Raw genomic sequence first — 23,389 nt, 5'->3', positions numbered from 1 at the left:
GACGCGGACCCGCTCGCGCCGCCGCGTCGACTCCGCCGCCGTCGAGCCGGTCCCGGCCGAGCCCGAACCCACGCAGGACACGGACCTTTTCGACCTCGGCGCGGACCTGGGTCTCGAGGTGACCGCGGTCGATACAGCCGGGGGTGAGATGGCTGCGGGTGAAGCGGATTCGGGAAACGGTTTCGCCCTGACCGGTCCGTTGCCGGTGGGCACCACGGTGCTCGAGGCCAGCGCGGGAACCGGCAAAACGTATGCCATCGTCGGTCTGGCGGTGCGGTTCGTGGCCGAGATGGGCGTGGATATCTCGGAATTGCTGCTCGTGACGTTCAGCCGGGCGGCGACCCAGGAATTGCGGGAACGGACCCGCGATCGGTTCGTCGGAGTGGCTGCGGCGCTGATGGATCCGGAGCGCGCCCGGAACGCGCCGGACGAGCTGATCCGCCATCTGGCCCAGGGGAATCTGGGTGAGGTGGCCGAGCGGCGGGAGCGATTGCTGGCCGCGCTGTCGGATTTCGATGCGGGCACCATTGCCACCACCCACAGTTTCTGCCAGCGCATGCTCGACGAGCTGGGACTGGCGGGGGAGCAGGATCCCGGTGTGCGGCAGGTCGAGAGCATCGAGGACGTGGTGTCCACGGTGGCCGACGATCTGTATCTGAGCCGCTATGCCCGCACGCCCGCGCCGTTCGGTCCCGCCGAGGCGCAGCGTCTGGCCACCGCGGCGGTCAACGACCGGCATGCGGTGCTGGTGCCGGAGGCCGAGGGCGACGATGATCCGGCCGGGGAACGGGTGGCCTTCGCCGCAGAAGCGCGGGTGGAAACCGCACGGCGCAAACGGCTTTCGAGTCTGCGCGACTTCGACGATCTGCTGGTGCTGCTGCACGAGGTGCTGGCCGATGCCGAGCACGGTGAGCGGGCCTGCCGTCGCATCCGCGACCGCTACCGGGTGGCGCTGGTCGACGAATTCCAGGACACCGATCCGCTGCAGTGGGATATCCTGCGCCGCGCCTTCCACGGGCATTCCACCCTGGTACTGGTCGGCGATCCCAAACAGGCGATCTATGCGTTCCGTGGCGCGGAGGTGCTCAGTTATCTGGACGCGGTCGCGCATGCCGACAGCCGCCGTGAGCTGACCACCAACCGGCGCAGCGATGCCGGGCTGCTGGCGGCGCTGGAGCATCTGCAGGGCGGTGCGGCGCTGGGGCACAAGGAGATCACCGTGCACCGGGTGGCCGCGACGCGCCCGTTCTCCCGGCTCGACGGGCCATCGGAGCGGCTGGTTCCCTTGCGGCTGCGGTGTTTTCCGCGTTCCGGTGCGGGCCCGCTCAACAAGTCCGGCTACCCGACGGTGGGCCGGCAGCGGGAGCGCGTGGCCGCGGATGTGGCCGCCGATATCGTGGGCCTGCTGGAGTCGGGGACGACGATCAATGCCGGCACACCCGACGAAAGGCCGCTGGGCCCCGGCGATATCGCGGTGCTGGTGCGCAATCGCAATCAGCTCGACCTGGTGCGCAAGGAACTCGAACTGGCCGGGGTGGCCTCGGTGCTGGCGGGCGGTGCGAGTGTGTTCGGCACCCCGGCGGCCATGCAGTGGCTGTGGGTGTTGCACGCGCTGGAGCAGCCGCATCGCGGTGACCGGGTGCGATTGGCGGCGGGGACCGCGCTGCTGGGACTGAGCGCCGAGGAGATCGGGGCGGGCGGTGCGGACCTGGTCGGTCGCCTGAGCGCGGAGCTGCGGGATTCGGCCCGCCTGTTCGCGCGTGCCGGGTTCGCGGCGGTCTTCGAGAAGATGAGTGCGGAAACGAAATTGGCGCCGCGCCTGCTCGGCCTGGAGGGCGGTGAGCGGCAGCTCACCGACCTGCGGCAGATCGCCCAGTTGCTCGACGATGCCGCATTGCGGGAGGGTCTGGGCCTGTCGGCGCTGACTCGCTGGCTGGCGGATCGGGTGCGGGATCCGGCGTCGGGCAGTGTGGCCGACCGCAGTCGCCGCCTGGACCGGGATGCGGCGGCGGTGCAGATCGCCACCGTGCACGCCAGTAAGGGCCTCGAATTCCCTGTTGTCTATCTGCCTTTCGCGTGGGACGCCGCCAAACTGCGCAATCCGCCGACCCAGTTGTTCCACGACGAGCAGGGCCGCCGGGTGCTCGATGTCGGCGGTGCGGATGCTCCCGGCTATACGGCGCGCCGCATGCGCGCCGAATCCGAGGAGGCGGCCGAGGAACTGCGCCTGTTGTATGTGGCGCTGACGCGTGCGGGTGCGCAGGTGGTGGCCTGGTGGGCGCCGGCCTTCGACACCCAGACCGCGCCGTTGCATCGCATGATCCTGGGCCGTGAGCCGGGCAGCCCCATCGTGGCCGACAAGGCCGCGGTGCCCGCTGATTCGGTGGTGCTGGAACGGTTCTCGGCCTGGGCGGCCTCCACCGTGGAGCCGGACCTGATCTCGATCGAGCCGGTCCGGCAGATCACCCGGGCCCGTTTGCACCGGGATGCGACAGCGGGCACGGGCGAGCGGTTGGCGGTGGCGCGGTTCGACCGGGCGCTGGACCAGGATTGGCGGCGCACCTCGTATTCGGCGCTGACCGCCGGAGCGCACGAGGCCATGCCCGCGACCGATGCGCCCGAGGGCGGTGGCGTGTCCGACGAGCCGACGGCGCCGTCCGTGCTCGCCGACGAACTGGCGGTGCTCGCGAATGCGGCGCCCTCGCTGATGAATTCGCTGCCCTACGGTGCGGAGTTCGGCACGCTCGTGCACGAGGTGCTGGAGTATGTCGACACCGATGCCGCGGATCTGGCCGCCGAGATCCGCGACCGGTGCAATCACGCGGTGGCCGAGCAGATGTTCGACGCCGATCCGGAGGTGTTGTCCTCGGCGCTGCTGGCGGTCATGCACACGCCCATCGGTTTCGGCACCCTGGCGAGCATTCCCACCAAGGACCGGCTCAGCGAACTCGACTTCGAACTGCCGCTGGCGGGCGGGGATTCACCCGCGGCGGCCCGGGTGACGGTGCCGCGCCTGGCCGATCTGCTGCGCCGCCACCTGCCGGCCGATGATGTGTTCGCGCCGTATGCCGACCATCTGGCCGCCCTCGACGACACTCCGCTGCGCGGGTTCCTCACCGGCAGTATCGATGCCGTGCTGCGTATCGACGGACCGCGTTTCGTGGTGGTCGACTACAAGACGAACCGCCTCGGTACGGGCGATCTCACTGTCGCCCACTACACGCACGAGCGGATGGCGGCCGAGATGATCCGCTCGCACTATCCGTTGCAGGCCATGCTGTATTCCGTTGCGCTGCACCGGTATCTGCGCTGGCGGCTGCCGGGCTACGACCCGGCCCGCCACCTCGGCGGCATCCGGTACCTGTTCGTGCGCGGCATGGTCGGTCCCGAAACGCCGGGCGGCGCAGGCGTATTCGACTGGTATCCGCCCGCCGAGCTGGTTATCGCACTGTCCGCGCTGCTGGCCGGCGAGACGACAGGGGTGAGCCGATGATCGCGTACGGCGAAAGCGACTCGGCGCGGAGGGATTGCGGGCGCCGCGGCTTCCGGTCGCCGACTCGGTACGGGCGCACCCTGCCGGTGGCGGCCCGGGCCTGGTTGTGTGCGCAGTCGATTGTGGAGGTGGCTGGGTGACGGCTATTCAATTGGCGCAGCGCGGGACCGGACTGTTGCAGGTGTTCAATGCGGCGGGCGTGCTGTCGGCGGCGGATGTGCATGTGGCGCTGCGGCTGGCGCGGCTGGGGCGCGAGCAGTCGGAGGCGGCGGTCTTCGCGACCGCGCTGGCGGTGCGGGCCGTGCGATCCGGGTCGGTGTGCCTGGAAGTGCGGCGCATGCACGAGATCGGCGTGGATGCGGAGGGGACCGAGGAGACGTCGATCGATCCGGCGACCCTGCCGTGGCCGGATGTCGAGCAGGTGATCGCGGCATTGCGGGCGAGCCCGCTGGTGTGCGGGAGTCCGGCGGGTCCGTTGCGGCCGCTGCGGCTCATCGATCCGGCCGGTGGCGCGGACAGTGGGCCGCTGCTCTACCTGGACCGGTACTACCGGCAGGAGGAGACGATCCGCCGGGTGCTGACGGAGCGGGCCGCCAGTTATCCGATGGTCGACGCGGGATTGATTCGCCGCGAACTGGATCGGCTCTTCCCCGAGCAGGGCGGGCCGGACGAGCCGCCGGACCGGCAGCGACTGGCCGCAGCACTGGCGACTACCCAGTGGACGACAGTGGTCGCCGGCGGCCCGGGTACGGGCAAGACGCACACCATTGCCCGGGTGCTCGCTTTGCTCGTCGCCCACCAGGAAGCCATCCCGGGCGCTCCCGCACTGCGCATCGCGCTCGGCGCGCCCACCGGCAAGGCCGCCGCCCGGCTCCAGGAATCCGTGCGCGAGCAAGCGGGCGATATCGGCCTGCCGGACCTCACCGCCGCCACCCTGCACCGGCTGCTGGGCTGGCAGCGTGGCGGTGCGGGCCGCTTCCGGCACAACGAATTCAACCGGTTGCCGTATGACGTGATCGTGGTGGACGAAACCTCCATGGTGTCGCTGACCATGATGAGCCGCCTGCTGCCCGCGGTCCGACCGGACGCCCGGCTGATCCTGGTGGGCGACCCCGACCAGCTGGCGTCGGTCGACGCGGGCGCGGTGCTCGCGGACCTGGTCGCGGGACCCGTACTGGGACAACCCAATCCAGCACTGGAGCAGGTGCTGGGAGCTGAATTCGGTGCCGTGGCAACGGATGCGGCAGGAGGGGCCGCTGTTCGCGGGCGCAGTGACGTACCCGGCGGTGAGTCGGGGCAGGTCGCGCTGCATCCGGATACGCTGACCCCGCGGGAGCGAGAAAGGCTGCGCGGCGGGATTGTCCGGCTCACCCGGGGGCGGCGGTTCGGTGGGCGGATTGCCGAGCTGGCGGTCGCGGTGCGGGCCGGGGATGCGGATACGGCGCTGGAGTTGCTGGCGGCCGGCGGCACCGAGTTGTCGCTGCACATGCCGGACGACATCACCGAGGTGCGCGCGGATGTGCTGCGTGCGTCGCGGGCCGCCACCGAGGCGGCCATGGCCGGGGATGCGATCGCGGCGCTGACCGCGCTCGAATCGCATCGGCTGCTGTGCGCGCACCGGCAGGGGCCCTACGGCGTGGAGCGCTGGGATCGGATGGCCGCCGGGTGGGTGGCCGCGGCCGGGATCAATACGGATTCCGGTGCGGGACACTGGTATCCGGGGCAGCCGCTGCTGGTCACCGCGAACGATCACGAGGCGCGGATCTACAACGGCGATACCGGCGTCATCGTCCGCATCCCGGATGGCACCCTGCGCGCGGCCCTGCAGCGCGGCACCGAACCGTATCTGGTGCATCCCACCCAGTTCCCGGGTGTGACGACGGTGTACGCCATGACCATTCACCGCAGTCAGGGCAGCCAATACGACGACGTGTCGGTGGTGCTGCCCGGACCGGAGTCGACGTTGCTGACGCGGGAGCTGCTGTATACGGCCATTACTCGCGCCCGCAGGCATGTCCGGGTGCTCGGCACCGAGGAGTCCATCCGCGCCGCGATCGGGCGCAGGGTGCTGCGGGCGAGCGGTCTGCGAGCGTAAAGTCCTGGCCGGAGGGGATTCTCATGGCCGAAGCAGTACCCGAGCAGGCGCACGACAGCCTGATCGCCGCGGACGGCGCCCGGATTCCGTATCTCACCGTCGGGCAGGGTCCGGCCGTGGTCGTGGTGCCGGGCGCGCTGTCGGTGGCGAGCGGATACGGTCGCTTCGCGGTGGCGCTGGGTGAGCGGTTCACCGTGCACACCCTCGAGCGGCGCGGGCACGGGGACAGTGCGCCGCAGCCGCCGGACTATCGCATCGGGATCGATGTCGCGGATCTGCGGGCGCTGCTCGACAAGACCGGTGCGGGCCTGGTCGTCGGCCATAGTTACGGTGGCGCGGTCGCACTCGAGGCCGCTCGGAAGAATCCGGGGATCAGCAAGCTGGCGGTCTATGAGCCTGGGGTGTCCATCGATGGTTCGATACCCACCGACTGGATGCCGGCCTATGAAATGTTCTTGAATCAGGGCAAGCCATTCGATGCGTTCGTCGAATTCGTCCGGTCGAACGGCCCGGATGCCGTGCGCCGGATGCCGCGCTGGATGTTCCGCCGCATGATGCCGATGTTCATGAAAGCTCCCGAAAGGGATACGGTGGTCGGTCAGCTGGCAGAAAATCTGCGCGAGCATCGGGAGCTCGAGCGCTTGGACAATAGCTACTCGAACTATGCCGAGATCACCGCTGACGTGCTGATCCTCGACGGTGACAAGGATCGCCGGCCCACTACCGGCGCCAATCATGCACGGCTGGCCGGGGTTATCCCGGAAAGTGACGTTCGCACCTTGCCCGGGCTGGATCATTTCGGCCTCGACAAAGGGGATCCGCCGCGGGTCGCGGGCGTGATCGGTGATTTCTTGGCCCGTTCGTAGTCTTTTCTTCGCGAGCGTGGGCCTCGGTGCGCGAGTATGGAAGGCATGACGAGCGTGCCCGAGCACGTCGATGTGCTCATTGTCGGAGCCGGTCTGTCCGGTATCGATGCGGCCTACCATCTGCAGCAGGCCTTCCCGTGGCGGACCTACGCCATTTTCGAGATGCGCGAGGCGCTCGGCGGAACCTGGGATCTGTTCCGGTATCCGGGCATCCGCTCGGATTCGGATATGTTCACCCTCGGCTACCGGTTCCGGCCGTGGCTGGGGGACAAGGCGATTGCCGACGGCGATGACATTCTCGCGTATGTGCGCGGGACCGCCGCCGAGAACGGCATCGACCGGCACATCCGCTACCGGCACCGGGTGGTGCGGGCGGAATGGTCGTCGGCGGACGATCGATGGACGGTCACGGCCGACCATGCGGGAGAGCCGGTCACCATTACCGCGAACTTCCTGTTCAGCTGCTCCGGCTACTACCGCTACGACCAGGGGTACACACCGGATTTCCGTGGCACCGAACGCTTCCCGGGACCGATCATCCATCCGCAGCATTGGCCGGAGCGGGTGGACGTGGACGGTAAGCGGGTGGTCATCATCGGTTCCGGTGCGACCGCGGTGACGCTGGGTCCCGCGCTGGTCGAGCAGGGCGCGCAGGTGACGATGTTGCAGCGGTCGCCGTCGTACATCATCTCCCTGCCTGCGCGCGACGGTTTCGCGATCCAGGCGCGGCGCTTCCTGCCCGCGAAAGCCGCGTACGGTGTTGCTCGCGCCAAGAATGTGCTGCTCAGCACCGCGATGTATCAACTGTCGCAACGCTATCCGAAGCGCATGCGCGCCTGGATCCATGGCCTGCAGCAGCGTTGGCTGCCCAAGGGCTACGACATCGACACCCATTTCAATCCCAGCTACAACCCGTGGGATCAGCGACTGTGCCTGGTGCCCAACGGTGATCTGTTCCGCGCCATCCGCCACGGCAAGCTGGAGATGGTCACCGACACCGTGGACACCTTCACCGAGACCGGCTTGCACCTGGGTTCGGGTCGGGACCTCGAGGCCGACATCATCATCACGGCAACGGGTTTGAACCTGATCCCGTTCGGCGGCGTCGATCTCGAGGTGGACGGCGACAAGGTGAATATGCCCGACACCATGGCCTACAAGGCGATGATGCTGTCCGATGTGCCGAATTTCGCCTACATCATCGGCTACACCAATGCCTCGTGGACCTTGAAGGCGGATCTGGTGTGCGAGTACGTCGTTCGCCTGCTGCGCCATATGGATGCGCACGGTTACGCCAAGGCCACTCCTGTGCGGGACCCGTCCGTCGGCACCGCCCCGTTCCTGGATTTCGAGCCCGGGTATGTGCTGCGCTCCCTGGACATCCTGCCCAAACAGGGCGACCGTACGCCGTGGCGGCTACGCATGAACTACCTGCGTGATCTGCCGAAACTGCGCTACGGCGCGGTGACCGACTCGGCGATGGTGTTCGAACCGGCGGGGGAGACCAGCGCCTCGGCGAGCAGCCGCCAGTAGGGCATGGCGGTGCGGCCGGGTCGCGTGCCGAGGACCTGGATGCCGACATGGTCCGCACCCGCCTCGACGTGCTCGTTCAGCTTGCCCACGATGTGGTCGAGGTCGCCCCAGAACGCGAGGTCATCGACGAAACGGTCACTCCCGCCGTCGGCGAGATCGGCTTCGCTGTAGCCGAGGCGGCGGAACTTGGCCAGGTTGTAAGGGCTCTGGAGGTATCCGGCCAAATGCGTGCGCGCGATCTCGCGGGCCCGATCCGGATCCGTTTCGAACACTACCGCGTGCTCGACGCCGAGAAACGCTCCGGGGCCGAGGATTTCGCGCGCCTGCGCGGTATGCGCGACATTCACGTGATAGGTATGCGCACCCGCCGACCGATCCCGCGCCAGCTCCAGCATCTTCGGCCCGTAGGCGGCGAGGATGCGCCGGATCGGCTGCGGCGGCAGGGTGTTCTCCGCCTCGAGCTCATCCAGTTCATCGAGGTAGTTGTTCACGGCGGTGAGCGGACTGACATCCGGCCGCTTACCGCCGTAACCCAGGCCGAGCACATGCCGGTCCGGGTAGGCATCGGCGAACAGCGCCGCCGCCCCGAATGTCCGCCGCGCCTCCCGCGAGGCGATCTGAGCGATGCCATTGACGACATGCATCCGCTCGGTAGCCGCGAGCAGCAACCCCGCATGCGTGAACGCCTCCCGCACAACGGTTTCAGGGATCCACAGCGCCCGCCACCCGAGTCCCTCGAGCTCCTGCGCCGATTCCCGGATGAGTGCCGCCGGCTGCTCCTCGAAGTCGAACGTCCACACGCCGAACTTCCCCAGATCCATCCCGTCGATGCCGCTCATTGGTCTCCTTCGAACGTGTCGTACCGATAAATCGAAGTATCGCAGATTCTCGATACGATTGCCAGGTGGGCGAAAAAGGGCTTGTTGGGGCCGCTTTCCGGTCTGTTGCGGGCCGTCTACCAGGCGACGGTCTTGCCCAGGTAGTCGAGATACTGCAACCCCGGATGGCCGTGGTGGGCATCCGGGGTGGCGACCAGATCGGGGATGCTGATGGTGAGCGGACCGTCGGGGCCGCCGACATCGGTTCTGACCGGGGATCGGGGCCCGTGGCGTCGACTACAGCTTACGGACTTTGACTGCGGTGCCGTAGGCGCAGATCTCCTGGCCACTGTCGCCGAAGTCGTTGGCGTCGAAGCGCATTGCGAGGATGGCCTGTGCGCCCTTCTCCTGGGCGAGTTCGATCATTCGCTGCTGGGCCTCGATTCGGCTGTCGTACAGCATCTTCGTCATACCCTTGAGTTCGCCGCCGAACATCGACTTGAGGCCCGCGCCGATCTGCGAACCGAGGTGGCGGCTGCGCACCGTCAACCCGAAAACGTCCCCGAGCACCTCGACCACCTGATAGCCGGGCAGATCGTTCATGGTGCTGACGATCATGGCGTTCGCCCGCGAACCCGCGGGTGCACTGATGTCATTGATGCTCACAACATGTCCTCTCATTCGATGATCTACCCCTTCGATCCTCGGCATTCGACCCTTCCCCGGCATCGCCCTGAAGTCCCGCCTAGCGTCATCCTCAGGTCGCGGCCCGCGCGGCGGGAGTATGACCAGCGAGGTAGGTGAAAACCCGGGTATCCCCTGTGGGTTATCCGGATCGTATTTCGAGGGCTGTTTTGATCAGGTTCTGGGCCAATTCGCCTTTGGCGGCCTGTTGGACCAGCATTTGAAATGCTCGGTCGTAGAGCGCTACTTCGCGGGGCTGAGTGATCGTGAGTTCGGCGCTGACGGTCTCGACGTGGACCTGTCGAACGTCGTACATCAGGAAGTTGGTCACTGGTACCCGGAACCTTGCAGTCCTCGGGATCACCCCTATCGCGACGCGTGACGAACGAACGTGGGCGGCAAGGCGTTCGAGCTGGTGGATCATGATCTCGTCCGATCCGACCGTCGTGTATAACGCTTGTTCGGCGATCAGAAAGTGGAAGCGCCGGGTTCCTTTCCGGAAGACCTGCTGACGTTCCATACGGGCTTCGATGGCGGCGATCAGGTCGGCCACGTGCAGGGGCGCGTTGGTCAGTGCACACCAGGCGTGGATGTCTTGTTCGGAAGGGGTTTGTTTCCCGTGCTTGCTGGACGCTGCTCACTGCTTGATGCGGTATTCCGCGTGCGGGATCGCCAAAGGCCACACGCGATCTCGGACGGTTCGGCAGTACTCGACGATCCTCGGGTCACGGGTGACCGCGAACCCTCCCAGGGTTTCGTCCGGCCTGAAGGTCGTGAACGCTACCGCGTCGTCGTCGAAGAGCCACCAATCGTCTGTAGTCAGCTCCGCGGGGGCGATCCTATGACGGGGGAGCCAGCGTATGTCCTCGCCCGATTCGATGTTGCTTCCCGTTGTGGCATACAGGAATCGGATGTAGTCGGTATGGGGTTCGGTCACCACGCGCACGCGTTGCACGAGGCGCCCGGACTCGGCGAACTCCCGCATGAGGTCATCCCAGTGCTGCCACTCGCGGTCGTATACGAACTCGCCGGTTTCGAGGAACTTGGCCAATGCTTCGGCCTCGTCCTCCACCGCGTAGCTGTCTTGGACTTCCAGATGGAATGCTCGGCGTCGGCAGTCCGTACGTCTCTCGATCCGAGGCGTACAGCGTCGGCGAACCGCCGTTACGAGTGTCTACTCCGAGGAAGCGCAGAAGCATGAGGGCTCTGTGCCTGTCCCTAGCGTCTATGCCAGGGGTGCGGGGCTGGTGCAGTTCGCTGCTCCAAACGGCTCTACCGACGACGAGAGGGCGGATATGACCGACACTCCACAGGGGCCGCCGGCCAAGGCGGTCATCTTCCTCTACAGGCCGCTGGTGGCGACGAAGGCGCGGCTCGACTGGGCGGAGTTTTACGCTAGGCAGCGGGCTGCTGAACAGAACCTTCGGATCGGTCAAGTCATCGTGGCCGACCACATCGAGACCGGAATCCAGAAGCTACACAGCGCACTCCGGCAGATGGAATCCCAGAAAGGGGCGGTGCGTAGCTCTCGCGGTGGAGCGGGGTTACGGTTGTTCGGGTGAGGATCGGTTTGCTGAAGACGCCGTTCTGCGAAGGGTTCATGCATCTGGAGCGACGTGACATGCTGGCTGAAAGGCTTGGGGTACCGGGCTTTTCGTTCGAAGAGATGGTGCGTGCGTGCGGGATGAAGCGGACGCCGCTGGGGCGTGAAGTCGACGAATATCTGATAAGCGGGCCCGCTGCCCGAACACCCATCCCACTGGCCGCCCGAGTCGTGGCCGACCGATTGGGCGAGCCCGACGTCGCGACCGGCTTCGTCCTCTCCGGCTATCCCTACACCGCCCAGTGCGCCCGCGACCTGGACGCTGTGCTGAGCAAGCTGGGTGCTCGCCTCGACCGAGTGTTGCGCTTCGTGGTGCCCGTGGAAGTGATCCTGCAGCAGTGGCCTGTGTCGGTCATGTCCGACAAGGCGGGCGTCCGTAGCGAATATCGCCACCACCAGCACAATGCCGACTCGGTATTCGAGCACTACGGCGATCGGGCAACCGAGATCGATGCGGTCGGCGATGAAGATCTGATACGCGCCCGTGCGCTGGCCGCGCTCGGCTTGAGATGACAAACCTACTGCTACCAGGGTATTGGGTATCGGCGGGTATTTGATCACAGCGCTCGGGTGGTCGCCTCATGGTCAGGCTGCAATCGGAAGCTGAGTTGGGTGCCGCGTTGATCGGGCGCGGTGAATATCGAGATATGTGCGGTGTGGTTCGGCCAAAGTTGGTATCCGGCAGCTGAAACGATCGATTCGGCTGAGTGCACCGCTCTCGTCTCTGTCGGCTGCTGTAGACGATTTCAGGAGTTCATTCAGTGCCGGATCTCGGGCGGGAACCTGCTTGGTCGTGCTCGCGCGCACTGGTGCAGGGCGGAAGAGTTTGTCGTTGGTGTAGGCCAGGGCCGCAGGGCCGCGTACCTCTGCGATATCCAAGACGGTGCCGAGACGCTCTGTGATGACGAACTGCGGGATCGAGATTCGGGCGCCGGCGGTTCGGATCTTCTCTGCCGCAGCGGGATCGGGTGCGGTGATGATCGCTGAGTTCCCCAGGGTTACGGCGCCGGCCCATCCTGTCGGGCACATCAGCGATTCCGGTGATACCACCACCGTGAGATAACCGGTGGAGAAGGAAACCGGGACCGCCGCGAGCCGCATGATGAGAGGAATTCGCTCGTCGATCAGTCGTGCGTTTTCGTGGGAGTAGTGCACCCAGGATGTCGATGCCGGGCCGACCTACGATGCCGGTATGGCACCAACCGAACTCGGCGACTATCTGCGGGGCCGCCGCGCGCAGGTGCGGCCGGATCAGGTGAATCTCCCGAGCAGCGGGTACCGGCGGGTACCTGGTCTGCGGCGCGAAGAGGTCGCGCTGCTGGCGGGGTTGAGCGTCGACTATTACGTGCGGCTCGAGCAGGGGCGGGAGCGCGGGCCGTCGGCGCAGGTGATCGATGCGCTGGCTGCGGCGCTCCGACTGGACGAGGACGGCCGCGGGCATCTGTTCCGGCTGGCGGGGCTCAGTCCGCGGGCTCGCGCGGCTGCCGTGCCGGACCGCGTCGACCCGAGTTTGCGACAGCTCATGGATGCTTGGCCCGATAATCCGACCGTCGTCTTCAACCGCGCCTATGACGTGCTTGCGGCCAATGCGATCGGTGATGCGTTGTTTCTCGATTGGACCCACTCGCGGAACCTGATGCGCATCGTGTTCACCGATCCCGCTGCCCGGACGTTCTATATGGACTGGCATGAGGTCGCCCGCAATTCGGTGGCCGGCTTCCGGCTCGGTTACGGCGAGGCTCCCGACGATCCGCGAACCCGGCAGGTGCTCGCCGAATTGCTCGATCGCAGTCCGGAATTCGCGCAGCTGTGGACCACTCACGACGCGCGAGGGAAGGCGTTGGAGCGTAAGCGCTTCGATCACCGTGATGTCGGCCCGCTGACTCTCACGATGCAAGCGTTCGACGTCCGTTCCAGCCTCGGCCAGACGCTCATCGTCTACCACGCCGAACCCGGCTCGCCGAGCCGCGAAGCTCTCGCCCTGCTCGGATCGCTGGCCGCTACGGGGTGATGTTCAGAGGGACCGGCCGAGGGTTGTGACCAGTTGCGAGATCCGGAGTTCGTCGCGCTTGTAGTGGGTCCACTTGCCGATTCGGGTGGAGCGGACGAGGCCGGCGCGTTCCAGTTCGGCCATGTAGGCGGAGACGGTGGATTGGGCGAGGCCGACCTTGGCTTGGATGTGGCTGACGCAGACGCCGTGTTCGTGGGGGTCGATGGTGGCGCCGGTGAGGTCGAAGTGGCGCTCGGGGTCGCGGAGCCAGGAGAGGAGTTGTAGCCGAACCGGATTGGCGAGCGCGCGCAGCGCTCGCACCATCTCGGGATCCGGTTCCTCACTGGGGGTCATACGCCCAGCTTACCGACGAATCGGGGTTCGTCGATACGAGGTCTAGCTCTCCAGGAGCTCGAGGGTGGGTTCCTGATCGGCGGACAGCAGGAAGTAGCCGAAGAAGACGACGTCTTCGTCGAGGGCGTCGAATTGCGCGATGCGGGCGCCCTCGGGTTCGAAGAACACATCTCCCGGCCGCAGCACGACCTCCTGCTCGCCCTCGACGCGGTAGGCGACCGAGCCCGAGACGATATTGCCCACCACGGGACCGTTGTGCACGTGCAGACCGGCGGCGGTGCCCGCGGCCATGGAGATGCGGCGCGCCTGGATGCGATCGGTCGGCTTGGCGGGGGTCACGTCCACGTCGAGCACGACGGTGCGGGTGACGGCGGCGGGTAGCTGTTGTTCGGAAGTCTCGGACATGATCGCCATCGTAGAGGCCGAATTACGAAGTGCCCGAATCGAATATACCGTCGATGGTGAGTGCGTACTCGACATCCTCGCGACGGCCCAGCATGGCCAGCACGCCGCGGATCATCGTGACGCGTGCTGCGGCAATGGTTTCCGGATCGGGTTCGGCGTGCGGGGCCGCGGCCGAGATGCGGAAGACGACGTACTCGCAGATCTGTAGCGAGGTATCCAGATCCAGATCGGTGGGTACGGGCCGGCCGAGTTCGGCGAACTTGACGCGGATCAGCGCGCGGATGTCGTCGAGGGCCTGCTCGCGATAGGTGGACACGGGCGAGCCCGGATCGTGCAGTTCCGCGAAGAGCGGGGCCAGCATCGGCCCGTGACCGCTGGCCCAGTACAGGTAGGCGTCGATCATGTTGATGCCGAGCTGCACCGGCTCCTGGGTCCGTTCCAGCGCCGAGCGGATGCCGCCGACCAGGTCCTCGTTGGAGACCTCGAGCACCGCGTGCAGGGGTTCCACCGCATTGGCGAAGTACCGGTAGAAGGTGGGCCGGGCCAGGCCGGCCTGCTCGATGATGCGGGCCACGTTCAGCCCGCGGGAGCCGTGCGCGGCAAACACCTCGGCGGTGGCCAGGACTATGCGGGCACGCACCTGGTCGGCCTGTTTTTCGGTCTGCGGTGGCCGGCCGCGACGGCTTGACATGAGGTGCGTCACGCCTATTAATCTAACACTGGTGTTCACGTAACACTGGTGTTCAATAAATAGAGGGCTCGAACTCGGGCCGGACTCTCGAGAGGGCGACCAATGACGACAGCCCCGCAGCTCGCCGCGGCCGATGCGCTCCCCTTCGATCTGGTGCAGCGCCTGCTGAGCCACGCCCGCGCGGGCGGTGCGCCCTCGGTCGAGGTGTTCGCACCCGCCACCGGACGCAAGATCGCCGACCTGCCGCAGTCCTCGGTCGCCGATATCGAGGCGGCCTTCGCCACCGCACGCAAAGCGCAGAAGGAGTGGGCCCAGGTCCCCGTGGAGGAGCGCGCCGCCCTGCTGCGCCGCATCCACGATCTGGTGCTGACCGAGCAGGACACCATCCTCGACATCGTGCAGATCGAGACCGGCAAGTCCCGCGTGCACGCCTTCGACGAGGTCTCCGATGTCGCGGTGAACACCCGCTTCTACGCGGCCGAGGGCAAACGCATTCTGGCGCACCGCAAACCGCGCGGCGTCATGCCCGTGCTCACCCAGGTGGAGGTGCGCAATCGGCCCAAGGGCGTGGTCGCGGTCATCTCGCCGTGGAACTATCCGCTCGCGCTGGGCGCCTCCGATGCGCTGCCCGCACTTCTCGCCGGCAATGCCGTCATCGGGCGCCCGGACAATCAGACCGCGCTGACCCTGCTGTGGGCCATCGATATCGCCGAACGCGCGGGACTGCCGAAGGGCTTGTGGCAGGCCGTACTCGGGCGCGGCGCGGTGGTCGGCACCGAGGTCATCGCGCGCGCCGACTATGTCGACTACACCGGATCCAGCGCCACCGGCCGCACCATCGCGCAGCAGGCGGGGGAGCGGCTCATCGGCTACTCGCTCGAATTGGGCGGTAAGAACCCGCTGCTCGTGCTCGCCGACGCCGACGTGTCCGCGGCCGCCAAGATCGCGGTGCGCGCCTGCTTCGCCTCGGCGGGCCAGCTGTGTGAATCGATCGAGCGAATCTACGTGGACGACAGCGTGTACGACGAGTTCGTCGCCGAATTCGTCGAGAACACGAAGAAACTCACGCTCGGCAAGACCCTCGACTACGGCTACGAGATCGGCTCGCTGACCTTCCCCCGGCAGATCGACACGGTCGGCAAACACGTCGACGACGCGGTGGCCAAGGGCGCGACCGTGCTCGCCGGCGGCAAGGCGCGCCCGGATCTCGGCCCGTACTTCTACGAGCCCACGATTCTCGCCGGCGTGCGCGAGGGCATGACCGTCTTCCGCGAGGAGACCTTCGGCCCGGTCGTCTCCGTGTACCGCGTGCGCGGCGACGAGGAAGCCATCGCGCAGGCCAATGACACCGCCTACGGATTGAACGCCAGTGTGTGGAGCCGCGATATCGACCGCGGCCGCGAGGTCGCCGCGCGCGTGAACGCCGGCTCGGTGAACGTGAACGAAGGCTTCATCGCCGCCTGGGGTTCGGTGGCCGCACCCTCGGGCGGCCTGGGTATTTCGGGCACCGGCCGCCGGCACGGACCCGAGGGCCTGCTGAAATACATCGACACCCAGACCATCGCGGTGCAGCGCGTCCTGCCCATCGCGCCACTGCCGGGCATGTCCGAGCAACTGTGGGCCAAGACCATGACCCTCTACCTGGGCGTCATGAAGACCTTGCGGCAGAAGTGATCCGCACACACGAGACAGGGGAACAGCGGGAAATGAAGACGGCAGCGGGCAAGAAGGTCCTGGTCACCGGCGCCGCCATGGGTCTGGGCAAAACCTTTGCGCAGCGGGCGGTCAGCGAGCAGGCCAGTGATGTGGTGCTGTGGGACATCAACGAGCAGGCGCTGCGCGACACCGCGGCCGAACTGGCCGCGCAGGGCGTCAGCAAGATCCACCACTATGTGGTCGACGTGTCCGATCGGGACGCCATCGCCGAGGCCGGGGCCGCGGTGCGCGCCGAGGTCGGCGGTATCGATGTGCTGATCAACAATGCGGGCATCGTGCGCGGCAACGGGTACTTCTGGGAGACCGCGAACCGCGCCGACATCGACAAGACCATGGCGATCAATTCCCTTGCGCCCATGTACATCACGCTGGAATTCCTGCCCGCCATGGTGAAGAACGGCCAGGAGTCGCGGGTGATGACCATCGCCTCCTCGGCCGGTCTGGTCGCCAACCCGCGCATGAGCGTGTACGCGGCGTCCAAGTGGGCGGCGCTGGGCTGGTCGGATTCGGTGCGGCTGGAACTGGAGCAGTCCGGCAACGAGCACGTGAAGTTCACCACGGTCTGCCCGACCTACATCAACACCGGAATGTTCGACGGCGCCAAGGGCTTCTGGTTCACCCCGATCCTGGAACAGGAGGAGGTCGTCAACACCTCCTGGGAAGAGATGAAGAAGGGGTCGGCGCTGGTCGTCATGCCGTGGACCTCCCGGCTGAACCGCGCCATCTCCGGCCTGCTGCCGGTACGGGTGCGCGATTTCTACCTGAACACCGTGGGCGTCTACCACTCGATGGACGAGTTCACCGGCCGCAAATAGGCAGCCATCCCAGATCGTCGCAGCCGGCCCGTGCGGAAGCGCGGGCCGGCTTCATGATTCGTTAACACTCGGTGTGGTGTCATCGGATACTGAGATGACGGGGGCGGGCACCGCATGTCGTTATGCAATACTCGCGCTGCGGGGCGTGCTGCGCCCGAGGGAGGAAGAGAGACTCAATGGGCTTGTTCGACATGATCCGTGGCGAATTCGTCGACATCATCGAATGGCTGGACGATACGCGCACGACGCTGGCGTGGCGATTTCCCCGCTACGACAACGAGATCAAGAACGGCGCCGAGCTGATCGTCCGCGAGGGGCAGCAGGCCGTCTTCGTCTACCGCGGGCAGCTGGCGGACAAGTACGGGCCCGGCCACTACACGCTGACCACCGAGAACATGCCGATCATGTCCACCCTGCAGGGGTGGAAGCACGGCTTCAACTCGCCGTTCCGGTCCGAGGTGTACTTCATCAACACCCGCGCGGTGACGGATATGCGCTGGGGGACACCGCAACCGGTCACGGTCCGCGACCCCGACTTCCGCATGGTGCAGATCCGCGCCAACGGCACCGCCAATGTGCGGGTCACCGATATCGAGGTGTTCCTGCGCCAGATGATCGGCACCAATGGCGAGGTCGACGCCGATGTGCTGAGCGAGATGCTGCGCAACAATGTTTCGCTGTCCTTCTCGGACATGGTGCTGGCCAGCGGTCTGGGCGCCATCGATCTGCAGGGCCGGCAGGTCGAACTCTCCGGCAAGCTGCAGGAATTCGTGGGTCAGCGGCTCGCGCCGTTCGGTGTCGGCGTCGAGCAGGTCACCATGACCATCTCGCTGCCCGAGGAAATCCAGCAGGCCATGACCCGCGGCGTCGCCCGCGGCGTGGAGGCCGGCGGGTTCATGAACAATGTGGATCTCAACCGGTATCAGCAGATGCAGGCCGCCGACGCCATGCTCGCCGCCGCCCAGAATCCCGGTGGCGGGATGGGCGCCGCCATGCAGGCCGGCATGGGTGTGGTGCTGGGCGGGCAGATGGCGGGCGCCATGCAGGGCAGCTATGCCCAGCCGCAGCAGCAGGCTCCGGCCCCGCAGGCTCCGCAACCCGTTGCGCCGCCGCCGCTTCCGGGGCAGCAGCCGTTCCACTTCGACAATGGCGGTCAGGCCGCGGGGCCGTACCCGGTCGATCAGCTACGCCAGTTCGTCGCGAGTGGGCAGCTGACCCGCGACACCAATGTCTGGACCGAAGGCATGCCCGGCTGGGCCCCCGCCGCCACGGTCCCGGCGCTGCAGACCCTCTTCGCCGCCCCGCCGCCGCTGCCGGGCACCCCGCCGCCGCTGCCCCCGCAGTAGCGCCTGCCCTCCGGCACATCGGCTCGCCTTCGCCGCCGTACGACGCGCCGGCCGGGTGGGATCCGAATACCCCACCCGGCCGCCCCGAATTCCCCAGCAGCACAGGCGTGATCGTCGTATCCGCCGTATCGAGTGAGCCACAGTGAACGACAATCAGCCGCCGCAGCAACCCGGCCCACCCCCACTGCCGCAAACGCGCGAACCCCAGCCCTGGACGCCGCCCGTGCCCGGGCAGCCCACCCCCGGTGGCCAGGTGCCGCCACCGCTTCCACCAGGTGCCGGCCCGGGCAGTCCGGTGCCGCCACCACTTCCACAGGGGACCGTTCCGGGGCGCCCGGTGCCGCCGCCGCTCCCGGCTGGGGCCCGTCCGGGAATACCTGTGCCGCCGCCTATACCGGGTGTGCCGCAGCAGGCGGGGCCGGGACCGTCGGGTCCGCCGCCGCTGCCCACCATGCCGCGGCCCACAGGTCCGCCGCCTTTGCCGGGGGGAATGCCACCGGTGCCAGGTGGGGTGCCGCAGCAGTCGGGTGGGTTGACCGCGCAGCCGGTGTTCGTGATGCCGGTGCCCGAGGTGCAGCAGCCCCCTATGGGACAGGGTGTGCCGCAAGAGGTTCCGCATGCGCCGGATCGGGCGATGTTGCACAGTACGGAGCTGACTCGGACCTATCCGTGCAGTGCGTGTGGTGCGCAGTTGGTGTTCGATCCGGTCGGGCAGGATCTGCTGTGCCCGAGCTGCGGGAATCGGTCGCCGATCCAGGCGGCGAATACGCCTGTGCAGCCTCGGGAATTGGGGCCTGCCATTGCGGATCTGCGGGCGCGGCAGTCGCAGGCGGCCGGCCCGCAGGTGACGGGGGAGTGGGAGGTGAAATGCCAGAACTGTGGTGGGACCACGGGATTCAACGGCAGCCTCACCGCCACCCGCTGCCCGTACTGCGCGACGCCGATCCAGCGCGACGATGTGCACAATGCGCCCGCCCGGTTGCCGGTCGACGGCGTGGTGCCGTTCCATATCGGTGAGAAGCAGGCGCACGAACTCGTCGAGAAGTGGGTGTCGGGCCGCTGGTTCGCGCCGTCGAACTTCCGGAAATACCGTCGGATCGGGGCGTTTTCGAGCCTGTATACCGCGTATTTCACCTATGACGCGGATACCGAATCGTGGTACACGGGTGAGCGCGGCGACAATTACGAGGTGCGGGTCGGCACGGATTCGGACGGGGATCCGATCTACGAGACCCGGACTCGGTGGTATCCGGTGCAGGGTCAGGTGGGCAATGAGTTCGCGGATCTGCCGGTGCTGGCCAATGACAATCTGAGCCGCAATCGCATTCGCGCGCTGGAGCCGTGGCCGGTGGAGCAGGCGCGGTCCTATTCACCGGAGTTCGTGGCCGGGCATCTGTGCCGCACCTACGATCACGACGCCGAGGAGGCGCTGCCCGAGGCGCAGCAGCGCATGGAGCAGGCCATCGAATCGACGGTGCGTCACGATATCGGCGGCGATCAGCAGCGCATCCATCAGCTGCAGACCTCGTGGAACTGGCTGGCGTACAAGCATCTGCTGCTGCCGATCTGGCTGCTCACGGTCGTCTACATGGACAAGACCTATCAGGTGTACATCAACGGCTTGACGGGTCAGGTGTCGGGCGACCGGCCGTGGAGCAAGGTCAAGATCATCTCCGCGATCCTGGCCGTGCTGGCGGTGATCGCGATCGTCATACTCGTGTACTCGCATATGCACCACGGGTCGGGACATCCGCCGGCTACCCATGTGGCGCCCACGCCCAAGCATCACAACTGACCGCTGAGAGAGGTGTGTTCGCAATGGTGTTGACGCTGGTCCTGATACTGCTGATCGTCATCGCCGCGGTGGTGGCCGCGGTCATGGTGGTGTCGTCCAAGCAGAAACAGTCGGTATCGGCCGCCAACCAGGTGGTGCCGGGCACGCCCACGCGTGCCCCCGCCTCCTGGGCAGGCTCGCACGATCCGGAACCCCGCCTGCACCGCCGCCTGCGTGACGCCATGACCACCTTGCGCACCGCCAATGCCCTCGACGACGGCACCACCATCGTCCTGCGCGCCGAACTCGAACAGGCGGCCCTGGCCTGGGACGACCGCCTGGTGGCCATCGCCGCTCTGCCCGCACCCCATCGCGAGCAGCAGCGCGAGGCTGCCGCCCAAGCCGTGCAATCCATCGAAGACGGTGTGGCCCAGTATGTTTCGGCCTCCACGACGAGCGCCACCGCCGAGCTCCAAGCGGGCCTCTCCAGTGTCCGCACCCAACTCGACATCCAGGCCCAGATCCGCAAATCCCTGGAAGCGAGCTAGCCGCTACCCCTCCGCCCCGATTCATCGCGAAATTCGTTTTCACCAACCGATCTCACGAAATTCGCGATAAGCGGCCTACGATTCGAATAGGTCGGCGTCAGCGCTGTGACCAGCGCAGACGTATTCGAATCACCGGGTACGAGAGGGGATTATCGGCATGTCGGAAGAGTCGAACGCAAAGCAGAACAACGGGCATCGCGGCATGGATCGCCGATTCGTACTGGGCGCGGGCGCGGTGGCAGCGGCCGCGGTGGGCGGCGGCCTGGTCGGCGCGGCGGCGAGTCCACCCGCCTCCTCACCATCGGGCACCCAGGGTGAAATCGACACCAATCTCAACCAGGCATCGCACCTGTTCGAACTGACTGCCGCCGAACGCGACAACTACGACGGCGGCTACCTCCAAGGCGCCAACGAGGACACCTTCCCCATCCTGCGCGGCCAACAGGGCTCGGTCTACTTCGTCCACCTCGAAGTGGGCGGCCTCCGCGAACCCCACTGGCACCCCAGTGCCTGGGAACTGAACTACATCATCTCCGGCAAGGCCCGCTGGACCATCCTCGGCACCCACCCCGAAGGCGGCTACCGCAACGATGTCTTCGAAGCCGGTCAGGGCGATCTGGTGTTCGCCCCGCAAGGGCACTTCCACTATTTCGAGAACGCCAGCCCCACCGACCCGCTCGAGGTTCTGGTCATCTTCAACACCAGCGCCAAGGAACCCAACGACGACATAGGCATAGTCGCCTCCCTCAATGCGATGCCCCGCAGCGTCCTGGCCGCGGCCTTCGGCGTCCCCGAGTCGGCCTTCGCGAGCCTGCCCACCGAGATCAAACCCGTGGTGATCACACGGCACCGCTAGAACTCCCGATAACGACCGGAATCCCCGGCCGCGGGATGCGGCCGGGGATTCGGACTGTACGGGTCAGTGGTTGTTGTAGCCGGTGCCGCTGGAACCGCCCGAGCTCGAACCGGATCCGCCCAGCAGGCGGCTCAGGCCGCCGAGGGAGTTCGACGAGCCGGTCAGGATCTGATTGAAGTTGTCGACGGGGTCGGCCGAGCCGGTGGTGATGCCGGCCTTGGTGACGGCCGGGCTCGGGGCGGCCGATGCCGGTGCGGCGGTGGCGGTTACGGCCGCGACCGGGGCGGTGGCGAGGGCCGCGAGGGCGAGGGACTTGACGAGCAGGGCGCGGGCGGAGAGCTGTGGTTTCATGGTGGTGTCTTTCGCTGGTGGGTTCAGGTTCACCGTGGGAGCAACCGGAGGCCGGCCCGATCCGCGTGGAGGTGGCAGGGCCGGCGTCCGGGTCAGTTCTGGTCGGCGGGAATCTCGAGGGGTTCGGATTCGATTCCCTCGCTGATGGATCCATTGGCCGAGCCGGAGCCGAACGAGCCGGTATCCGGGCGCGTCGGGTTGCTGCCGGCGATCGACTTGCCGTCGAAATCGGGGCTGGGCTGCACGCCCAGCAGTGCCACCGCGGTCGGGGTGATGTCGACGAGCGAGTTCGTCGAGTTGGTGACACCGGCCTGGAAGGCGGGGCCGCGGGCGATGAGGAAATTGGCTGTCTCGTCGGCGGATTGGCCACCGTGGCCGCCGCCGGGCTTGTGGCCGTGGTCGCAGGTGACCAGGATGTTCCACTTCTCGTTGGGGTGCGACTTGGCGCGGGCGTCGACGGCGGCGACGATCTTGCCGACTTCGGCGTCCACGCGCTTGACCGCGTCGAGGTATTCCGGGGAGGCGCCGCCGTGACCGTGGCCGGCCTCGTCGACCTGATCGAGGTGCGTGAACAGGAAGTCGGGGGCGTCATTGGCGATGGCCGCCGCGCTGGTATCGGCGGTGACCGCGTCGATCTTGGCTTCGGTCGGGTCATCGGGTTGGTCGGGGGTGCCGATGTTCACGTCGGCGTGCGGATCGCCGGACCCCGCCATGATGCCGATGGTGTGCCAGGTGGCGATGGATTCGGTCTTCAGGTTGGGCTTGGCCTTCTCCAGCTGGGTGAAGACGGTCGGGTACTTCGCGAAAGGCGCTGTGGTGACATTGTTGTCGTAGATGCCGTGCTTGGTGTCCCATACGCCGGTCAGGACGGTGGCCCAGGAGGGCCCGGAGATGGTGGTATGGGGTGCGATGGAGGTTTGCCCGAGAGTGCCCTCACTCGCCAGTTTCAGCAGATTGGGCGCCTTGGCTTCCTGAACCTTCTTGTACATCGTGCCGTCGAGCCCGATGACGACCACCTTGTTGACGGTGGCGTCGGCGGTTGCGGGTGCGGCCGCCGCAACCCCTGCGAGTGCCGGCAATGCGGCAAAGAGGGTGATAGCCAGGGAGTTCAGGACAGTTCTGTTTGGAAGTTCCATGGTCTAGACCGTGCCAAGCACCCCCACGTGCGGTCTAGACCTACGTGGGACTGTTCACCGACGATTCATGCAGTGATCCGCATCCGTTGTCGCCCAATGTGATTGCTAGAAAATAGCTAAATGTGAAACCTGATCGTTGATTGTCTGTCCGGGACACGATTTACGAGACATGTCATGCACTTTGGTCGTGAAACTGGCGGAATGCTAGGAAACCTCGTCACGGAAGAGTGTTCTGCTCGTTCGGATCCGGCTTCCACGGCACTTTTCGACGCGGAGGTCAGGCAGTGTTCACCTGGCTCGTCTTGCACACTTTCC

23 protein-coding genes are annotated in these 23,389 nt (G+C 66.8%); 13 read left to right on the top strand and 10 right to left on the bottom strand.

The window, feature by feature from the left end:
* Positions 1–148 precede the first annotated feature (148 nt).
* The 4 genes from ACIP5Y_RS27400 (at position 149) to ACIP5Y_RS27385 (ending at position 7,987) form a co-directional block, all read left to right on the top strand.
* Positions 149–3,493: a UvrD-helicase domain-containing protein gene (locus ACIP5Y_RS27400; protein WP_400355831.1), complete on the top strand. Its 3,345-nt coding sequence runs from the start codon at positions 149–151 to the stop codon at positions 3,491–3,493.
* A 136-nt stretch (positions 3,494–3,629) separates the two neighbouring features.
* A complete protein-coding gene (gene recD, locus ACIP5Y_RS27395) occupies positions 3,630–5,588 on the top strand; it encodes an exodeoxyribonuclease V subunit alpha (protein WP_400354221.1) in 1,959 nt (652 codons plus the stop codon).
* Between the two features lie 23 nt (positions 5,589–5,611).
* Entirely contained in the window at positions 5,612–6,454 is an 843-nt protein-coding gene (locus tag ACIP5Y_RS27390; RefSeq protein ID WP_400354219.1) for an alpha/beta fold hydrolase, read from the top strand.
* A 45-nt stretch (positions 6,455–6,499) separates the two neighbouring features.
* Positions 6,500–7,987: a flavin-containing monooxygenase gene (locus tag ACIP5Y_RS27385; RefSeq protein WP_400354217.1), complete on the top strand. Its 1,488-nt coding sequence runs from the start codon at positions 6,500–6,502 to the stop codon at positions 7,985–7,987.
* Here the strand turns inward: ACIP5Y_RS27385 and ACIP5Y_RS27380 are convergent.
* The 4 genes from ACIP5Y_RS27380 to ACIP5Y_RS27365 form a co-directional block, all read right to left on the bottom strand.
* The gene (locus ACIP5Y_RS27380; protein WP_400354215.1) at positions 7,909–8,826 is read right to left on the bottom strand and encodes a TIGR03620 family F420-dependent LLM class oxidoreductase; all 918 of its coding nucleotides are present in this window, start codon (positions 8,824–8,826) and stop codon (positions 7,909–7,911) included. The two genes, ACIP5Y_RS27385 and ACIP5Y_RS27380, sit on opposite strands and share 79 nt — an antisense overlap.
* A gap of 276 nt (positions 8,827–9,102) precedes the next feature.
* Entirely contained in the window at positions 9,103–9,471 is a 369-nt protein-coding gene (locus tag ACIP5Y_RS27375) for a YbjQ family protein (protein ID WP_400354213.1), read from the bottom strand.
* Between the two features lie 160 nt (positions 9,472–9,631).
* Positions 9,632–10,063 (bottom strand): Scr1 family TA system antitoxin-like transcriptional regulator, encoded by a 432-nt coding sequence (locus tag ACIP5Y_RS27370; protein WP_400355829.1) that lies wholly within the window; start codon positions 10,061–10,063, stop codon positions 9,632–9,634.
* Positions 10,064–10,126: 63 nt separating this feature from the next.
* Positions 10,127–10,624, bottom strand: coding sequence for a DUF6879 family protein (locus tag ACIP5Y_RS27365; RefSeq protein ID WP_400355827.1), 498 nt, complete (start codon positions 10,622–10,624; stop codon positions 10,127–10,129).
* Between the two features lie 160 nt (positions 10,625–10,784).
* Between ACIP5Y_RS27365 and ACIP5Y_RS27360 the strand changes: the two genes are divergently transcribed.
* Positions 10,785–11,051 (top strand): hypothetical protein, encoded by a 267-nt coding sequence (locus ACIP5Y_RS27360; RefSeq protein WP_400354211.1) that lies wholly within the window; start codon positions 10,785–10,787, stop codon positions 11,049–11,051.
* On the top strand, positions 11,048–11,605 hold the full coding sequence (locus ACIP5Y_RS27355; protein WP_400354209.1) for a nucleoside monophosphate kinase: 558 nt from the start codon (positions 11,048–11,050) through the stop codon (positions 11,603–11,605). The genes ACIP5Y_RS27360 and ACIP5Y_RS27355 overlap by 4 nt, the downstream gene beginning before the upstream one ends.
* A gap of 72 nt (positions 11,606–11,677) precedes the next feature.
* Here the strand turns inward: ACIP5Y_RS27355 and ACIP5Y_RS27350 are convergent, their stop codons facing one another.
* On the bottom strand, positions 11,678–12,247 hold the full coding sequence (locus ACIP5Y_RS27350; protein WP_400354207.1) for a hypothetical protein: 570 nt from the start codon (positions 12,245–12,247) through the stop codon (positions 11,678–11,680).
* Between the two features lie 37 nt (positions 12,248–12,284).
* On the opposite strand from ACIP5Y_RS27350, the gene ACIP5Y_RS27345 reads away from it, so the two are divergent.
* Positions 12,285–13,103 carry a helix-turn-helix domain-containing protein gene (locus tag ACIP5Y_RS27345; protein ID WP_400354205.1) on the top strand — a complete coding sequence of 273 codons (819 nt, stop codon included), beginning with the start codon at positions 12,285–12,287 and terminating at the stop codon, positions 13,101–13,103.
* A gap of 3 nt (positions 13,104–13,106) precedes the next feature.
* Here the strand turns inward: ACIP5Y_RS27345 and ACIP5Y_RS27340 are convergent, their stop codons facing one another.
* Genes ACIP5Y_RS27340 through ACIP5Y_RS27330 form a run of 3 tightly spaced genes read right to left on the bottom strand, consistent with a single transcriptional unit; the run spans position 13,107 to position 14,544 of the window.
* Positions 13,107–13,436, bottom strand: a complete 330-nt coding sequence (locus ACIP5Y_RS27340) for an ArsR/SmtB family transcription factor (RefSeq protein ID WP_400354203.1) — start codon at positions 13,434–13,436, stop codon at positions 13,107–13,109.
* A gap of 42 nt (positions 13,437–13,478) precedes the next feature.
* Positions 13,479–13,841, bottom strand: a complete 363-nt coding sequence (locus ACIP5Y_RS27335) for a cupin domain-containing protein (protein WP_400354201.1) — start codon at positions 13,839–13,841, stop codon at positions 13,479–13,481.
* 22 nt (positions 13,842–13,863) lie between these two features.
* Positions 13,864–14,544, bottom strand: coding sequence for a TetR/AcrR family transcriptional regulator (locus ACIP5Y_RS27330; RefSeq protein WP_400354199.1), 681 nt, complete (start codon positions 14,542–14,544; stop codon positions 13,864–13,866).
* Positions 14,545–14,634: 90 nt separating this feature from the next.
* Between ACIP5Y_RS27330 and ACIP5Y_RS27325 the strand changes: the two genes are divergently transcribed.
* The 6 genes from ACIP5Y_RS27325 (at position 14,635) to ACIP5Y_RS27300 (ending at position 21,587) form a co-directional block, all read left to right on the top strand.
* Positions 14,635–16,206, top strand: coding sequence for a succinic semialdehyde dehydrogenase (locus tag ACIP5Y_RS27325; protein ID WP_400354197.1), 1,572 nt, complete (start codon positions 14,635–14,637; stop codon positions 16,204–16,206).
* 32 nt (positions 16,207–16,238) lie between these two features.
* Positions 16,239–17,063 (top strand): SDR family NAD(P)-dependent oxidoreductase, encoded by an 825-nt coding sequence (locus ACIP5Y_RS27320; protein WP_400354196.1) that lies wholly within the window; start codon positions 16,239–16,241, stop codon positions 17,061–17,063.
* 176 nt (positions 17,064–17,239) lie between these two features.
* A complete protein-coding gene (locus ACIP5Y_RS27315; RefSeq protein ID WP_400354194.1) occupies positions 17,240–18,409 on the top strand; it encodes an SPFH domain-containing protein in 1,170 nt (389 codons plus the stop codon).
* 490 nt (positions 18,410–18,899) lie between these two features.
* The gene (locus ACIP5Y_RS27310) at positions 18,900–20,204 is read left to right on the top strand and encodes a hypothetical protein (RefSeq protein ID WP_400354192.1); all 1,305 of its coding nucleotides are present in this window, start codon (positions 18,900–18,902) and stop codon (positions 20,202–20,204) included.
* A 23-nt stretch (positions 20,205–20,227) separates the two neighbouring features.
* Positions 20,228–20,731 (top strand): hypothetical protein, encoded by a 504-nt coding sequence (locus ACIP5Y_RS27305; RefSeq protein ID WP_400354190.1) that lies wholly within the window; start codon positions 20,228–20,230, stop codon positions 20,729–20,731.
* Positions 20,732–20,888: 157 nt separating this feature from the next.
* Complete coding sequence (locus tag ACIP5Y_RS27300) at positions 20,889–21,587, top strand: cupin domain-containing protein (RefSeq protein WP_400354188.1); 699 nt, start codon at positions 20,889–20,891, stop codon at positions 21,585–21,587.
* Between the two features lie 63 nt (positions 21,588–21,650).
* Here ACIP5Y_RS27300 and ACIP5Y_RS27295 read toward each other — a convergent pair whose 3' ends face one another.
* Complete coding sequence (locus tag ACIP5Y_RS27295; RefSeq protein WP_400354186.1) at positions 21,651–21,938, bottom strand: hypothetical protein; 288 nt, start codon at positions 21,936–21,938, stop codon at positions 21,651–21,653.
* Positions 21,939–22,030: 92 nt separating this feature from the next.
* Entirely contained in the window at positions 22,031–23,074 is a 1,044-nt protein-coding gene (locus ACIP5Y_RS27290; protein ID WP_400354184.1) for an alkaline phosphatase family protein, read from the bottom strand.
* Positions 23,075–23,389: the final 315 nt, after the last annotated feature.

It is taken from the genome of Nocardia sp. NPDC088792, from assembly GCF_044750615.1.
GTDB lineage: Bacteria > Actinomycetota > Actinomycetes > Mycobacteriales > Mycobacteriaceae > Nocardia.
The sequence above is the reverse complement of the archived record's forward strand: the minus strand, read 5'-3'. Positions and strand labels throughout refer to the sequence as shown.

What these genes read in the sequence shown, in the direction of transcription:
- ACIP5Y_RS27360 (WP_400354211.1), top strand. Translation starts at nt 10,785, where the DNA reads ATGACCGACACTCCACAGGGGCCGCCGGCCAAGGCGGTCATCTTCCTC.
- ACIP5Y_RS27345 (WP_400354205.1), top strand. Translation starts at nt 12,285, where the DNA reads ATGGCACCAACCGAACTCGGCGACTATCTGCGGGGCCGCCGCGCGCAG.
- ACIP5Y_RS27315 (WP_400354194.1), top strand. Translation starts at nt 17,240, where the DNA reads ATGGGCTTGTTCGACATGATCCGTGGCGAATTCGTCGACATCATCGAA.
- ACIP5Y_RS27290 (WP_400354184.1), bottom strand. Translation starts at nt 23,074, where the DNA reads ATGGAACTTCCAAACAGAACTGTCCTGAACTCCCTGGCTATCACCCTC.
- ACIP5Y_RS27335 (WP_400354201.1), bottom strand. Translation starts at nt 13,841, where the DNA reads ATGTCCGAGACTTCCGAACAACAGCTACCCGCCGCCGTCACCCGCACC.
- ACIP5Y_RS27305 (WP_400354190.1), top strand. Translation starts at nt 20,228, where the DNA reads ATGGTGTTGACGCTGGTCCTGATACTGCTGATCGTCATCGCCGCGGTG.
- ACIP5Y_RS27385 (WP_400354217.1), top strand. Translation starts at nt 6,500, where the DNA reads ATGACGAGCGTGCCCGAGCACGTCGATGTGCTCATTGTCGGAGCCGGT.
- ACIP5Y_RS27380 (WP_400354215.1), bottom strand. Translation starts at nt 8,826, where the DNA reads ATGAGCGGCATCGACGGGATGGATCTGGGGAAGTTCGGCGTGTGGACG.
- ACIP5Y_RS27310 (WP_400354192.1), top strand. Translation starts at nt 18,900, where the DNA reads ATGCCACCGGTGCCAGGTGGGGTGCCGCAGCAGTCGGGTGGGTTGACC.
- ACIP5Y_RS27340 (WP_400354203.1), bottom strand. Translation starts at nt 13,436, where the DNA reads ATGACCCCCAGTGAGGAACCGGATCCCGAGATGGTGCGAGCGCTGCGC.
- ACIP5Y_RS27325 (WP_400354197.1), top strand. Translation starts at nt 14,635, where the DNA reads ATGACGACAGCCCCGCAGCTCGCCGCGGCCGATGCGCTCCCCTTCGAT.
- ACIP5Y_RS27300 (WP_400354188.1), top strand. Translation starts at nt 20,889, where the DNA reads ATGTCGGAAGAGTCGAACGCAAAGCAGAACAACGGGCATCGCGGCATG.
- ACIP5Y_RS27320 (WP_400354196.1), top strand. Translation starts at nt 16,239, where the DNA reads ATGAAGACGGCAGCGGGCAAGAAGGTCCTGGTCACCGGCGCCGCCATG.
- ACIP5Y_RS27390 (WP_400354219.1), top strand. Translation starts at nt 5,612, where the DNA reads ATGGCCGAAGCAGTACCCGAGCAGGCGCACGACAGCCTGATCGCCGCG.
- ACIP5Y_RS27400 (WP_400355831.1), top strand. Translation starts at nt 149, where the DNA reads ATGGCTGCGGGTGAAGCGGATTCGGGAAACGGTTTCGCCCTGACCGGT.
- ACIP5Y_RS27295 (WP_400354186.1), bottom strand. Translation starts at nt 21,938, where the DNA reads ATGAAACCACAGCTCTCCGCCCGCGCCCTGCTCGTCAAGTCCCTCGCC.